The organism is Streptomyces sp. NBC_01012 (assembly GCF_045162755.1).
In the GTDB taxonomy this organism is placed as follows: Bacteria; Actinomycetota; Actinomycetes; order Streptomycetales; family Streptomycetaceae; genus Streptomyces.
On the sequence record NZ_CP108688.1, the window covers coordinates 5113765 to 5127532 of the forward strand.

The window sequence follows — 13768 nt, forward strand, 5'->3', positions numbered from 1 at the left end:
GCTCAGACCTGGGCCGTCGGCCGGACGACTATCTCGTTGACGTCGACGTCGGCGGGCTGCTCGATCGCGAACCCGATGGCGCGGGCGACCGCCGCCGGAGGGATGGCGACCGTATCCATCGTCTCGCCCAGCCGCGCACGCAGTTCGGCGCCCGGCACCGAGTCCAGGAAGTCGGTCGCCACGAAGCCCGGCGAGACCATGGAGACGCGGATCGACGGGCCCGCCTCCTGTCGCAGGCCTTCGGTGAGGTTGCGCGCGGCGGCCTTGGAGGCCGAGTAGACGGCCATGGTGGGAACCGTCTTGTAGGCGGCGGTCGACAGGGTGTGCACGAACTGACCGTGTCCCTGGGCCCGGAAGACCGGCAGGGCCGCGGCGATGCCGTGGAGCAGCCCTTTGATGTTCACGTCGATCATCGCGTCCCAGTCGTCCACCCGCAGGTCGTCGAGCGGTGACAGCGGGCCGGTGCCCGCGTTGCCGACCAGGACGTCCAGTGCGCCGAAGCGCTCGCGGGCGAGTGCCACCAGCCGGGCCGGGTCCTCGCGGCGGGCGACGTCGACCGTGGTGAACGCGGTCTCGTACCCCTTGTCCCGCAGCTCGTCGGCCAGTGCCGCGAGTCGCTCCTCCCGGCGGGCACCGAGCACGAGCTTCGCCCCTCGTTCCGCCAGCAGGCGCGCGGTGGCGGCGCCGATCCCGCTGCTCGCCCCCGTGATCGCCACGACCTTGCCTTCGATTCCGGGCATGTCGAATCTCCGTTCCAGACGCTCTAGACTGCTAAGCGGACATGTGTCCTGTACGGCTTCCACGGTAGCGGACACGTGTCCGGATAAGCAATCGGAGCCGAAGGGCCGGAACGGAGAGAACGGATGACGCAGCCACGCCGTCGCGCCACGCGGTCGGACGCGCAGGACAACCGCGCGCGGATCATCGACGCGGCGCGCACGCTGTTCACCGAGGCGCCGGAGGCGACCCTCCAGTCGATCGCGAAGGCCGTCGGCATCGGGCAGGGCACCATGTACCGGCACTTCGCCAACCGCGAGGCGCTGCTCGTCGCCGTCTACCGCGAGGACGTCGAGGCGCTCATCGACGCCGCTCCCGCCCTGCTCGCCGAGCACGAGCCGCTGGACGCGCTCAGGCTCTGGTTCGACCGGCTCGCCGCGTACGGCAGGATCAAGCGCGGCGCGTCCCTGGCCGTCGAGGCCGCCACCCGCGCCGACCTGGGCAACGCGTACCACGCGCCGGTCATCGGCGCCCTCGACCGGCTGCTGACCGCCTGCAAGGAGGCGGGGGAGCTGCGCCCCGACGCCGACGCCGACGAGGTGCTGCTGCTCGTGTCGTTCCTGTGGAAGGCGGGCGGCTCCGACTGGCAGGAGCGCGCCGCGCGCATGCTCACCATCGTCATCGACGGGCTGCGCGCCGGGCGGGTGTGACGGTCCCGGGGGCGACGGGGCCGGCGGGTGTGACCCTGGGGGCCGCGGGGCCGGTGGGTGTCAGCGCCAGTGCGCCGAGCCGTTCCCCGTCGGAATCGCCGCCTCCGTCTTCGCCCGGATCTCCCGCATCACCGTCACGATCCGCTCCTCGTGCTCAGGCGTCAGCCTGGCCACGGGGACCGAGCAACTGAGCGCGTCCTGGGCCGGGTTGTCGTACCGCAGTGCGAAGCCGAAGCCGACGAGCCCGGTGACGCCCTCCTCCCGGTCCACCGCGTGACCGCGCTCCCGGATCTCCGCGAGGTCGGCCAGCAGGGCTTCCCTGGTGGTGTGGGTGTTCGGCGTCATCGCCTCGTACGGCCCCTCGGGCACTTCCTCGTCCGGGCGTTCGGCCAGGAGCGCCTTGCCCAGCGCACCCACGTGCGCCGGGAGGCGCCGTCCGACCCGGCTGATGGTCCGCAGGTACTCGTGCGACTCCCGTGTCGCCAGATACGCCACGTCCCGCCCGTCCAGCCGGCCCATGTGGATCGTCTCGCCCAGCGCCTCGGACGCCTCGTCGAGATACGGCCGCACCGCGCGCACCCGGGGATCGGAGTCCAGATAGCTGGTCCCGGTGAGCAGGGCGTGGATGCCGATGCCGTACAGCGAGCCGGTCAGATCCGTGCGGACCCAGCCGCGTGAGATCAGGGTCTGGAGGAGTGCGTACATCGAACTGCGCGGCACGCCCAGCTCGTCCGCCAGCTCCTGGAGCCGCACCGGCCGGTCGCCGCGCGCGGCCAGTACCTCCAGCAGCTCGACCGTGCGTGCCGCGGACTTCACCTCGCGGACGCCGCCCGCCTCTCGCGTTGTGTCTGGCATGCGCCGATCGTAATCGGGCCGGAGAACCGGCCGTGCGGACCCATTGACGCACAAAGGTCCAGCTACCTAATCTCCAGCTTCATACATGGATAGCGTCTACATGGGGAGATGGCGTGCATCTGGATATCGGCACCGAGGCCGCGGCCCGGCTGCGCGGGCGCGCCGTCGGACCCGTACGCGCCCCGCTCACCGACCCCTCGGACGCCGACCTGGCCACCCTCAGGACCCTGCTCGGTACCGGACTCGATCTCGTTGGAGCCTCCCTGTGACCCGCGACCTCACCATCACCGACGTCACGCTGACCCCGATCCTGGTCGCCGACCCGCCGCTGCTGAACACCGCGGGCGTGCACCAGCCCTACACCCCGCGTCTGATCGTCGAGGTGGTCACCGCCGACGGGATCACCGGCCTCGGCGAGACCTACGGCGACACCAAGTACCTGGAGCTCGCCCGGCCCCTCGCCAAGAAACTGACAGGCCATCAGGTCAGTGACCTCAACGGCCTGTTCACCGCGGCCGACGAGGTCGCCGTCGACGCCGGCCGGGTCACGGGACAGGTCGACGTCGGCGGTCTGCGCGGCGTCCAGACCGCGGACAAGCTGCGCCTGTCCGTCGTCTCCGCCTTCGAGGTCGCCTGCCTCGACGCCCTCGGCAAGGCGCTCGGACTGCCGGTGCACACGCTGCTGGGCGGCAAGGTGCGCGACAGTGTCGAATACAGCGCCTACCTCTTCTACAAGTACGCCGCCCACCCGGCGGACCCCGGCGGCGGGCCCCAGGGCGAGCCCGACGGCTGGGGCGCCGCCGTCGACCCCGCCGGGATCGTCGAGCAGGCCCGCACCTTCACCGAGCGCTACGGCTTCACCTCCTTCAAGCTCAAGGGCGGCGTCTTCCCCCCGGACCAGGAGATCGCCGCGGTCAAGGCACTTGCCGCCGCCTTCCCCGGCCACCCGCTGCGGCTCGACCCCAACGGCGCATGGTCCGTGGAGACCTCGCTGAAGGTGGCCGACGAGCTCAGGGACGTACTCGAATACCTGGAGGACCCGGCGACCGGTGTCCCCGCCATGGCCGAGGTCGCCACGAGGTCCGGCGTACCGCTCGCCACCAACATGTGCGTGACCACGTTCGACGAGATCAGGGACGCGTTCACCCAGGGCGCCGTGCAGGTCGTCCTCTCCGACCACCACTACTGGGGCGGCCTGCGCAACACCCAGCAACTGGCCGCCATCTGCCGCACCTTCGGCGTCGGGGTGTCGATGCACTCCAACACCCACCTCGGCATCAGCCTCGCCGCCATGACCCAGGTCGCCGCCACCGTCCCCGACCTCCACCACGCCTGCGACTCCCACTACCCCTGGCAGTCCGAGGACGTCCTCACCGAGCGGCTCACCTTCGACGGCGGCCGGGTCGCCGTCTCCGACGCACCCGGTCTCGGCGTCGCACTCGACCGCGACAAGCTCGCGTTCCTCCACCAGCGGTGGCTGGACGACGACGGCACGTACAAGGACCGCGACGACGCGGCCGCGATGCGTGCCACCGACCCGCGGTGGACCGCCCCTGCCATCCCGCGCTGGTGACCTCCGCCCTGCCGCCCCGCCGCCCTCAGGGCGCGGCCGTCACCGTGAGCCGGGCCTCGCGGGTCCGCTGCGACGACGGGCCCGTCCCGATCGCGAACTCGCCCGGCTCCACCGCCCACGCACCGGCGCCCGTGTACGAGGCCAGGGTCCGCGCGTCCACCGGGAAGGTGACCTCGGTGCCGGCGCCCGGCGCGAGCTCCACCCGGGCGAAGCCACGCAGCTCACGCACCCGGGGCCACGAGGACCCGCCGAGCACCCGGCGCACATAGAGCTGGACGGTCTCCGACACCGGTCGGCCGCCCGTGTTGACGACACGGACCGTGCAGCTCAGCGGGGGCGCCCCCGCCCCGAAGCGGTCCACCGCCACGGACGTCAGGGTCAGCCGGGGCTCCCCGTACTCGACCGTCGTGTACGACAGGCCGTGGCCGAACGGATGGCGGGGCGTGGCGGGCTGGTCGACGTAACCCCGGTAGCCGTGGTCCTTGCCGTTGTAGAACACGGGCAGCTGGGCCGCCGAGCGGGGCACCGAGACGGGCAGCCGCCCCCGGGGCTCCGCAGCGCCGAACACCACGTCCGCGAGGGCCCTTCCGCCCCACGGACCCGGATACCAGGCGCTCAGCACCGCCGCCGCCTTTCCTGTGAGGTCGGCCAGGGCGTGCGGCCGGCCCTGGACCAGCACCACGACCACCGGGGTACCGGTCGCGGCGACCGCGTCCAGCAGGGCCGACTGGCCCTCGGGCAGCCCGATGTCGGCGAGGTCGACGCCCTCGCCGCAGGTCATCTCCACCGGATTGCCCGAGGCGACGACCGCCGCACCGTTGGCGTCGAAACGCGTGCCGGACTCGCGCGCGCTCGACCCGCCGAGCACCAGCACCGCCACATCCGCGTCGGACGCGAGCGCCACCGCGTCGGGCAGCCCCGAGAGGTCGCCGCCGATGAGCCCGCAGCCCCGGGCGTACGTGACCCGGGTGCCGTCCGGCGCCGCCGCCCGGACACCGGCCAGCACACCGCTGCCCGTGCCCGGCGGCTGCGGCGCGGTGTAGTCACCGATCTGCTGCGGCACGGAGTCGGCGTTCGGCCCGATGACCGCGACCGTGCCGACGCGTGCGCCGGCGCCCCTCCCCGTACGGTGACCGGCCAGCGGCAGCGTCACCCCGTCGTGGTCGAGGAGCGTGACGGACTCACGGGCGATGCGCTCGCTCAGCCCCTCCAGGCGCGTGGGGTCAGCCTCCCGGGTGCCGGTGTACGGGTGCTCGAAGAGGCCGAGGCGGAACTTCAGCGCCAGGACGCGTCCCACCGCCGTGTCCAGCGTGGACTCATCGACCAGCCCCCGCCCGACCGCCTCCGCCAGCCGTGGATAACAGGCGTCCCACAGGCTCAGGTCCGTCCCCGCCCGCAGCGCCAGCGCACCGGCCGCCACCGGATCACCCGCCATCCGCACCAGGCGGTCGATCGCGAGCCCGTCGGCCATCACCAGGCCGTCGAACCCCCACTGCTCCCGCAGGATTTCGGTCAGCAGATGCCGGTTCGCCGCGCACGGCACCCCGTCGAACTCGTTGTACGCGGCCATGAGGCCGGCCGCCCCGGCCCGTACGCCCGCGAGCGCCGCCACGAGATGGATCTCGTGCAGCTCCCTGGCGCCCAGCTCGGTGGCCGCACTGTTACGGCCGCCGACCGTGGCGCCCTGTCCGGCGAAGTGCTTCAGCACGACAGCGGCCCGGTCCTGGCCGATGGCTTCCCCGGCCGGGCCCTGCACCCCGCGCACCAGCGCCTCGGTGAACCGCGCCGCCAGATACGGGTCCTCGCCGAAGCACTCCTCCGCACGGCCCCAGCGCGGATCCCGCATCAGATCGAGCGCCGACACCAGTGCCACATGGCCGCCACGCGCCCGCAGCTGCGCGGCGGCGACGGCCGACGCCTCCTCGTACAGCTCCGGATCCCAGGTCGCGCCGACCGCCAGATTCACCGGCAGCACCGTCCCGTCCAGGGCCTGGAGTCCGTGCGGCATCTCCTCGACCAGCAGGACGGGGATACCGAGCCTGGTGTTCTCGACGACGTACCGCTGCACGGCGTCCGAGACCCGGGCCCCGTCCGCCGCACCGATGCCCGTCTCCCGTGTGACACCCGACCAGGGGTCCGCGCGCTGGAGTCCGTACAGTGCGCCCATCCCGTCCCCGGCGGCCACCTCCGCACGGAACGCGTCCGTCAGCCGGTGGCCCGACGGGGTCCGCTCGTACGCGTGCCAGCCGTACATCCGCTGGTTGACCTGACCCACCTTCTCGGTGAGCGTCATCCGCGACAGCAGATCACGCACCCGGTCGGCGACGCTTGCCCCGGGGTCGCGGAACAGGGGCTCGGACATGGGACGGCTCCTCAAGGGGGCGCGGAACACGGGGTCGGACATCGGTCGGCTCCTCAAGGGGGCGGGCAGTCAGCGCAGTTCGAGCACACGCACCCCGTACGGGGCCAGGGTCAGGTCCCGTACCGGATCCCCGCCGGTCAGCTCGCGCAGCTGACCGTCCGCCGAGGGGCGCACCGTCAGCTCTTCGGCGGACTGGCTCACCAGCCACACGAACCGCGCACCGTCCTCGCGGACCAGCGTGTCGGCGCTGACGTACGGGGTGGAGACCGTCACCGGCCGTGCCGCACCGGCGAGTTCGGCGAGCGCCGCGTACAGGCGGTGCGTCTGCTCCGGGTTGGCACGCGCCGTACGCGCCGCCATGTGCTCCAGCGGATACGTGGCCAGGACCGTGTGGCCCGCGCCCGTCCCGTACCGCAGGAGTGCCGGGCGGCCGTGCGCGTCGGTCGCGACGACCCGCGCGCCGTCGGGGACGACCGGCAGATAGGCGCGGCTGTCCTCGTTGCCCGCGACCGGGAAGGTCAGCACCTCGCCGGCCGCGATCGAGCCGAAGTCCTCGGTGAACGTCATCTCCAGGACGTCGTCCTCGATCGGTTCGGCGACCCCGTAGGACAGCTGGAGTTCCACCCCGAACAGCCCGTCGAGGTCGTGGAACCAAGGGCCGCGCGTCGTCGGGTACTCACCCGAGCAGAACGACAGATACACCGTCGCCCCCGCCTTCGCCCGCTCCTCCAGCGCACGCCGTGTGCGGGTGGTCAGCTGGCGCGTCGACGGCAGCAGATACAGCGAGGCGTCGTCCGGCAGCCCGTCGGCCTCCCGGGCGAGCGCCACCGGCAGGTCCGCGCCGCGCGCCGCGACATATCCCTGGTGCAGCGAGGTGAAGATCAGCGGACGGTCGGCGGGCCGGCTGTAGGGGTAGCCGCGTTCGAGGAAGGCCGGCACGACGAGCGCCGCGTCCGCGTCGGTGCGGCGGCAGCGCGGGAAGTCGACCTGCTCCAGGACCCGTGCGAAGGCGGCCAGTTCGCGCAGCGGCTCCTTGGGGCGCCCGGCGCCGTCCGTGATCCCGAAGTGCATCTCGAAGGGGTGGTGGTCGTACGGCGACTGCTCCCAGAGCTCGTCGTAGTCCGTGTTGTTCCAGGCCATCCAGCCGGTGGCCCCGCCGAGCAGCGAGTTGTGCAGGGTCTGCCGGTAGAAGACGCCCGCGTTCGCCGCCGAGACCGTGTCGGTGGACAGCCCGAACTCCTCGAGGACGACCGGCTGACCCGTGACGGCGGCAAGCTCGCACTCGAACGCGGCCCGGTAGTGCTGGCGCGGCCGGTCCGTGTCCGAGCGGTAGACGTGCGGGCCGACGAAGTCGACGTACTCGGCGGTCTCCCGCAGCGAGAAGCCGTTGTCGCGGCCCGTCACCTCGATGCCCCAGGCGCCGTCGCCGAGCGACACGGGCTGTGTACCGCCCGCCGCGCGCACCGCGTCGCACATGAACTGCGCCCAGGCGGTGACGACATCGGCATTCGGCGGGTCGAGCTGGTAGATCCGGCCGTAGCCCGGCATCTCGTTGGTGATCAGCCAGCCGGTGACCGCCGGGTGGTCCTTGAAGCGGCGGGTCATCTGGGAGACGAACCACGCCTGCCGGCCGACCAGCCACACGTCCTCGTACAGATCACGGTCACCGCGCCAGGCCGGGTCCCAGTTCTCGCCCGACATGTGCCCGACGATGAACGTGGGGACCGTGCCCATGCCCAGCTCCTGGTGGGCGTCGAGGAAGTCCCGGAACCGGTCGCAGAGTTCCTCGTCGATGCGGCCCGGCTCCGGGTGGAAGTCGGGCCAGTAGAAGAACGACCGGGTCATGTTGAGGCCGTGCTCCCTGAGCACGGACAGCTCCTCGCGTACCGTCTTCGGCTCGTAGTTCCGCCACATCAGCGGACCACCGGTACGGGACCAGAAGTTGGCCCCGATCCACGGGAGTACGGCGGAGTCGTGGGTGAGCTGGGCGCTGTGGCGTCGCATGGTGGTTCTGGTCCTCTTCGGTGTGCGGGGGGTGCGTGGGTGGTGCGGTGGTTCAGCCCGGGGAAGGCAGCGGTCCGGTCGATTCCCGTACGACCAGCCGGGGGCGGCCGTCGAGCACCGGCGGGGGTACGTCCTCCCCGCAGCCGGCGAGCAGGGTGCGGGCGGCGGCGGCACCGACGCGCTGCACCTGCTGGTCGACGGTGGTGAGCCGGGGGTGGACCCAGCGGCCGAGCGAGAGGTTGTCGTAACCGACCACCGACAGCTCGTCGGGCACCCGGAGCCCGGCGCGCTGCGCCGTGCCGATGCCGCAGACGGCCATCGAGTCGTTGGGGAACACCAGCGCCGTCGGCCTCTCGGGCAGGGCGAGCAGCTCCTCCGTGACCTCCACGGCGGCCCGCTCGGTGAAGTCGCTGTGGCGTACGGCGACGGGGCTCAGCCCCGCCTCGGCCAGGGCCTCGTCGAAGGCGGCCAACCGCAGCCGGGTGTGCAGCAGTTCGGCCGGTCCCGCGATGTAGGCGATACGCCGGTGCCCCAGCTCCAGCAGATGGGCCACGGCCTCCCTGACGCCCGCGCCCTGCTGCCCGAGCCCCACCCGGGGTACGGGCGATGCCGCGTCCGGGGCGCCCAGCAGGACGGCGGGCAGACCGAGGCCGCGCAGCAGGGCGGGGCGCGGATCGTCGGCGCGGGCGTCGCTCAGCACGGCCCCGTCGATCCGGCCCTCGGCGACCAGCCGCTCGTACAGCGCGTTCTCCTGGGCCATGTCCGCCACCAGGTGCAGCAGCAGACCGTAGCCGCGTGGGGCGAGTTCGCCCTCCAGGCCGGTTATCAGCTCACTGAAGTGCGGGTCGGAGCCCAGCACATCGGTGGGCCGCCGGACGACCAGCGCGATCGTACGCGTACGGGCCCGGCGCAGCGCCGTCGCCGAGGCACTGGGGGACCAGCCGAGATCGGTGGCCGCGTCCAGGACCCGGCGCCGGGTGGCCTCCGAGATCCGGCCGGTGCCGTTGACGGCCTGGGAGACGGCCGCGGTGGACACCCCGGCCGCCGCTGCCACGGCCTTGATGGTGGGGCGCACGGCGGTACGCCCTTCGGGAGAACTGTTCACATCTTCACCGCTCCGCTGACGAGGGCCTGCTGCATCCGCTTCTGGAGCACGGTGTAGACCACCCAGACCGGGACCAGGGTCAGCACCGTGCCCGCCGTAAGGATGCCGTAGTCCGTACCCGTCAGGGACTTGAGCGTGGGCAGGGCGACCTGCACTGTGCGCAGGTCGGGGTCGGGGCCGATGATGACGAGCGAGTACAGGTACTCGTTCCAGAAGGTCAGGAAGTTCAGCAGGAGGATCGTCGCGATGCCCGGCATGCACATCGGGGTGTAGATGTGCCGCAGGACGGCGAAGGTGGACGCGCCGTCCATGCGCGCCGCCTCCTCCATCTCGCGCGGGATGGTCCGCATGAACTGCACCAGGATCACCACGGAGAGCGGCATCGCCGTGGCCGGCAGGAACAGCACCATGAACGCGCGGGTGTGGAAGAGACCCGTCGCGGCGGCGAGCAGGAACGTGGGGAAGAGCGCGGCGAACGTCGGGATCAGGAAGCCCAGCGAGAACACCCGCTCGACCAGGGCCCCGAGCCGCCCCTCCGTACGAGCGATGGCGAAGGCCGCCGGTATCGCGAGGGCCAGGGTGAGCACCAGCGCCAGCACCGTCACGAGCATCGAGTTGACGACGGCGGGACCGAGATGGGCCGAGCTGAACGACTCGGTGAAGTTGGCGGTGGACAGGGAGGTGGGGAGCGAGAAGGGGCTCCCGAAGATCTCGTCGTTCGTCTTGAACGCCGAGACCAGGAGGTAGTAGAGGGGGACGACCAGGAGCACCATGTACAGCCAGGCGAAGATGTGCGCCGGCAGCCAGGACCGCCCGAATTTCCCGTACTTCATGGAACCGCTCTTCATGGGACCGCTCTTCATGGGACCGCTCCGATTCAGTAGTTCTGGCGGAAGACGCGGCGGATGGTGAGCAGCCCGGCCAGGCCGACCAGGAAGAGGACCACACCGACGGTCTGGCTGTAGCCGAGGTCGGCCGCGATGAACGCCTTCTGGTACACGAGGAAGGACAGCGTCGTCGACGAGCTGCCGGGGCCTCCCTGGGTGAGCAGCAGCACGTTCTGCGCGGAGCCGAAGAGCGTCCAGAGGAACTGGAGCATCGTCACGACACCCACGAAGTCCCGGATGACGGGGAAGTGGATGCGCCACATGGCGCGCCAGTGCCCGGCGCCGTCCAGCTGCGCGGCCTCCCCGATCTCGTCCGGGACGCTGCCGAGCCTGGCCGCGAACAGCACGGCGGTGAAGCCGATGCCGCTCCATACGTCGAGGAGGATGAGGGAGCCGAGGGCGGTCGACGGCGACGCCAGCCAGGCGTCGGTCATCGAGCCGAGGCCGACCTTGTCCAGGGCGCCGTTGAGCAGGCCGTCCGGTGAGAGGACCGCGTAGAAGACCATCGCCTTGGCGGGGGTGGAGATCAGCCCGGGTATGAAGAGCAGATAGCGCAGGACGCGGTGTCCCGGCGGCTTCTGCGCGACGTAGTACCCGAGCATGTACGCGCCGACGATCATCAGGGGCACGGCCACGACGAGCTGTACGGCGGTGTTGGTCACCGCGTCCCAGAAGACCGGGTCGTCCAGGACGGCGCGCACATTGCCCGTGCCGGCGAAGGAGACCGGCTGGAGCATCCCGGGCCAGTGCAGGGCGGCGATGACGAAGATGGCGACCAGCGGGCCGACCATGAAGACCAGATACCAGACCAGCGCGGGCACGGCGAGGATGACCCCGCCCTGCTCACGGCGGGTCGGGGTGGCGGCGGACCGCGGGGGAGTGACCTGCCCGCGGACCGAGGCGCCGCCCGGGGCGGACGAGAGCATCGTCATTGGAGGACTCGCAAGGGCTCGGGCGCGCGGATCAGGCCGTGCGGTAGGCGGATTCCAGGGCGGAACGCACGGATGCCGCGCTCGTTCCCCGGGTGAAGGCGGTGCTGGTGGCGGTGATCAGAGGCTGGGTCGCGGTCGGCGGGACGTACAGGTCGGGCAGGAGCACCTGGCCGACCCCGTCGCCGAGCTGCTGGGCCTTCGCCACCAGAGGGAAGTCCTTGCTGACCGTGTCGGTCACGAGCGCCATGTCCCGCCCGCTCTCGGTGATGAAGCGCGACACCACGTCGGGGCGGTACATGAAGCGGATGAACTTCTCGACGGAGGACAGCTTCTTGACGCCGTTGGGGCTGATCCAGAAGCCGATGAGGGTGAACGAGCGCAGGATGGTCGGCTTCTCGTGGGAGGCGCCGGGTGCGAGCGGCCACCCTCCGATCTCCGTGTGCCCGGCCGTCTTCGCCGGGACCTTCGCGAGCGCGGAGGACATCGCGGACTGGATGGCCGCGGCCTCCGTGTTGTACTGCGTGGTCATCGTGTCGGAGGTCAGCCCCTGTGCCTTGTCGGCGAAGACCCCGGCGTCCCGCAGCGTCACGAAGTAGTCGATGCCGGCACGTGCTCCCCGGCTGCCGCTGAAGTCACCCGTCGTGTAGACCTGCCGGGCCTCGTCGGGGGTGAGGAAGGTCTGGATGATCTGGGCGAGCAGCTTCTGCCCCGTCCAGTCGTTGCCGCCGACGGTGACGGGTGCGATGCCCTTGGCGCGCAGCTTGCGGGCGGCGCCGATGAGCTGGTCCCCGGTGGTGGGGAGGGAGCCGACGCCGGCCCTTTCGAGGAGGGCCGTGTTGAAGGCGACGGGCCAGTTGGTGGCGAAGTAGGGGAAGGCCCTCAGCCTGCCCTTGTCGTCGGTCCACTCCTCCACGGCCGCGGGCAGGACGCGGTCGCGCAGCCCCCAGTCGTCGAGGTAGCCCTTGACGTCGACGGTGGCACCGACGTCGGTCCAGGCCAGCGTCTTGTCGTACAGGTTGACCATGACGACGTCCGGCTCCTTACGGGCCAGCCGCGAGGTCTCGTACACCTGGGGGAGGTCGTCGCCGTTGACGAGATTCTTGACCCGGATCCCCGGGTTCTCCTTCTCGAAGGCCTTCACGGCGGCGGTGTAGGTGGGGGAGCCCGGCGCGGTGGTCCCGAGCTGGGTGTGGACGAGTAGGGAGCCGGGGTCGGAATCGGCCGAGGCGAGGGTGGAACAGCCGGACATTGCGGGCAGCGCGGTGGCGGCGGCGAGGCCGGAACCAGCAGCAAGGAAACCGCGCCGACTCAGGGGTGAGCGCACAGCGGGATGTCTCCAACCAGGACGGTAACCGGGGTGGTTAATCGATGTACCAGGAGGTTGCGAGAAACTTAGAGGTGAGTGTCGGAACGGTCAACCCCCAGTTGCACATGCTGGAAAGCTGGACAATTCGGACGGGGTGCGCCGTTGGTCGTGGGTATTGCCCCGAAGATCGTTCTGTTGGAGGCTGAGGCATGCCACATCAGCCGACCTTCGTCCTGGTCCACGGGGCCTTCGCCAATTCGTTCTCGTTCGCGCCGCTACAGGCGGAGCTCGCCCTGCTCGGCCACCGCTCGGCCGCTGTCGACCTTCCGGGCCACGGCTTCGACGCGACCTTCCCCGCGCCCTACCAGGCCCCGCAGGACCTGGACGCCCTCGCCGCGGAACCGGGCGGCATCAAGGGGGTCACGCTCGCGGACAACGTCGCCCACGTGATCGACGTACTCGAACGGGCCAAGCGGAACGGCCCCACCGTCCTCGTCGCCCACAGCAGAGGCGGCCTCACGGCCACCCTCGCCGCCAACACCCGGCCCGAACTGATCGACCGCATCGTCTACGTCTCGGCCTGGTGCCCCGTCGATCTGGACGTGGGCGGCTACTACGCCGAGCCGGAGATGGCGGACGTCGACCCGGGCGGCTTCGCCGCCGCCCTCGTCGGGAACCCGGCCGAACTGGGCCTGCTCCGCACCAACTTCCGCACCGCCGACCCGGCGACGCTCGCCGCGTTCAAGCAGGCGTTCGCCGCGGACCTCACCGATGACGAGTTCCGGACCTTCCTGAACACCTTCCAGCCCGACGAGAACCTCGACGCCGGTACACCCGACGACCGGGCGCAGGCCGCGACCTGGGGCCGGATCCCCAGGACCTACGTACGCCTGGCGGCCGACGCCAGCGTCCCGCCCGCCGTGCAGGACCGCATGATCCGCGAGGCCGACGCACTCACGCCCGACAACCCCTTCGACGTCCGGACGCTGGAGGGAAGCCACCTGCGCTGGCTGGTCCACCCGCGGCCCGCCGCGGAGCTGCTGGGGGACCTGGTGGGGAGCTGACGGGCTTGCGGCTCTCCCGGGCAGGCCTCGGGGCCTCAGAGCCTCGGGGTCTCAGGGGTTGCTCTCCCTTGGGTATGCACTGTCCCCATGCCGGTGCTTCCGCCAAGTCCGCAGAGAACTGGTCAACGGGGCGGAGCATGGGGTGGATGAGCTACGGGCAAGGTAGGGCGGCCGCTGGTACGGGCCGCAGGGGAGCCACCCCTCGACCCGCCGACGCAGTCGGCAAGGCATACGAGCTGAGCGGCCCGGAACC

The 13768-nt window shown here is 71.4% G+C and carries 11 protein-coding genes and 1 pseudogene; 4 read left to right on the top strand and 8 right to left on the bottom strand.

What is annotated here, in order from left to right; all coding sequences use genetic code 11:
- Positions 1–2: 2 nt before the first annotated feature.
- Entirely contained in the window at positions 3–740 is a 738-nt protein-coding gene (locus OG623_RS22970) for an SDR family oxidoreductase (protein WP_406148886.1), read from the bottom strand.
- Between the two features lie 123 nt (positions 741–863).
- Between OG623_RS22970 and OG623_RS22975 the strand changes: the two genes are divergently transcribed.
- Positions 864–1427, top strand: a complete 564-nt coding sequence (locus OG623_RS22975; RefSeq protein ID WP_406148887.1) for a TetR/AcrR family transcriptional regulator — start codon at positions 864–866, stop codon at positions 1425–1427.
- A gap of 60 nt (positions 1428–1487) precedes the next feature.
- Here OG623_RS22975 and OG623_RS22980 read toward each other — a convergent pair whose 3' ends face one another.
- A complete protein-coding gene (locus tag OG623_RS22980) occupies positions 1488–2282 on the bottom strand; it encodes an IclR family transcriptional regulator (RefSeq protein WP_406148889.1) in 795 nt (264 codons plus the stop codon).
- A gap of 134 nt (positions 2283–2416) precedes the next feature.
- On the opposite strand from OG623_RS22980, the pseudogene OG623_RS22985 reads away from it, so the two are divergent.
- Positions 2417–2551 (top strand): annotated as a pseudogene (locus tag OG623_RS22985) (5-dehydro-4-deoxyglucarate dehydratase); the annotation flags it as partial.
- A complete protein-coding gene (locus OG623_RS22990) occupies positions 2548–3855 on the top strand; it encodes a glucarate dehydratase family protein (protein WP_406148890.1) in 1308 nt (435 codons plus the stop codon). The pseudogene OG623_RS22985 and the gene OG623_RS22990, both read left to right, overlap by 4 nt.
- Before the next feature lie 25 nt (positions 3856–3880).
- Here the strand turns inward: OG623_RS22990 and OG623_RS22995 are convergent, their stop codons facing one another.
- The 6 genes from OG623_RS22995 to OG623_RS23020 all read right to left on the bottom strand — a co-directional run bounded on the left by OG623_RS22995 (position 3881) and on the right by OG623_RS23020 (position 12469).
- Positions 3881–6217, bottom strand: coding sequence for a glycoside hydrolase family 3 N-terminal domain-containing protein (locus OG623_RS22995; RefSeq protein ID WP_406148892.1), 2337 nt, complete (start codon positions 6215–6217; stop codon positions 3881–3883).
- Positions 6218–6286: 69 nt separating this feature from the next.
- Positions 6287–8221, bottom strand: coding sequence for a cellulase family glycosylhydrolase (locus tag OG623_RS23000; RefSeq protein ID WP_406148893.1), 1935 nt, complete (start codon positions 8219–8221; stop codon positions 6287–6289).
- A 52-nt stretch (positions 8222–8273) separates the two neighbouring features.
- Complete coding sequence (locus tag OG623_RS23005; RefSeq protein ID WP_406148895.1) at positions 8274–9326, bottom strand: LacI family DNA-binding transcriptional regulator; 1053 nt, start codon at positions 9324–9326, stop codon at positions 8274–8276.
- Positions 9323–10174, bottom strand: a complete 852-nt coding sequence (locus OG623_RS23010; RefSeq protein WP_406148897.1) for a carbohydrate ABC transporter permease — start codon at positions 10172–10174, stop codon at positions 9323–9325. Before OG623_RS23010 ends, OG623_RS23005 begins: the two co-directional genes overlap by 4 nt.
- Before the next feature lie 29 nt (positions 10175–10203).
- Positions 10204–11145 (bottom strand): carbohydrate ABC transporter permease, encoded by a 942-nt coding sequence (locus tag OG623_RS23015; protein ID WP_406148898.1) that lies wholly within the window; start codon positions 11143–11145, stop codon positions 10204–10206.
- Positions 11146–11176: 31 nt separating this feature from the next.
- Complete coding sequence (locus OG623_RS23020) at positions 11177–12469, bottom strand: ABC transporter substrate-binding protein (protein ID WP_406148899.1); 1293 nt, start codon at positions 12467–12469, stop codon at positions 11177–11179.
- 191 nt (positions 12470–12660) lie between these two features.
- On the opposite strand from OG623_RS23020, the gene OG623_RS23025 reads away from it, so the two are divergent.
- Positions 12661–13515 carry an alpha/beta fold hydrolase gene (locus OG623_RS23025; RefSeq protein ID WP_406148900.1) on the top strand — a complete coding sequence of 285 codons (855 nt, stop codon included), beginning with the start codon at positions 12661–12663 and terminating at the stop codon, positions 13513–13515.
- The last annotated feature ends 253 nt before the right edge of the window (positions 13516–13768 follow it).

Bases quoted from the DNA above. Each gene is read 5' to 3' on its own strand.
- OG623_RS22975 (WP_406148887.1), top strand. From the start codon at position 864: ATGACGCAGCCACGCCGTCGCGCCACGCGGTCGGACGCGCAGGACAAC.
- OG623_RS22995 (WP_406148892.1), bottom strand. From the start codon at position 6,217: ATGTCCGAGCCCCTGTTCCGCGACCCCGGGGCAAGCGTCGCCGACCGG.
- OG623_RS23015 (WP_406148898.1), bottom strand. From the start codon at position 11,145: ATGACGATGCTCTCGTCCGCCCCGGGCGGCGCCTCGGTCCGCGGGCAG.
- OG623_RS23010 (WP_406148897.1), bottom strand. From the start codon at position 10,174: ATGAAGAGCGGTTCCATGAAGTACGGGAAATTCGGGCGGTCCTGGCTG.
- OG623_RS23025 (WP_406148900.1), top strand. From the start codon at position 12,661: ATGCCACATCAGCCGACCTTCGTCCTGGTCCACGGGGCCTTCGCCAAT.
- OG623_RS22970 (WP_406148886.1), bottom strand. From the start codon at position 740: ATGCCCGGAATCGAAGGCAAGGTCGTGGCGATCACGGGGGCGAGCAGC.
- OG623_RS23000 (WP_406148893.1), bottom strand. From the start codon at position 8,221: ATGCGACGCCACAGCGCCCAGCTCACCCACGACTCCGCCGTACTCCCG.
- OG623_RS22980 (WP_406148889.1), bottom strand. From the start codon at position 2,282: ATGCCAGACACAACGCGAGAGGCGGGCGGCGTCCGCGAGGTGAAGTCC.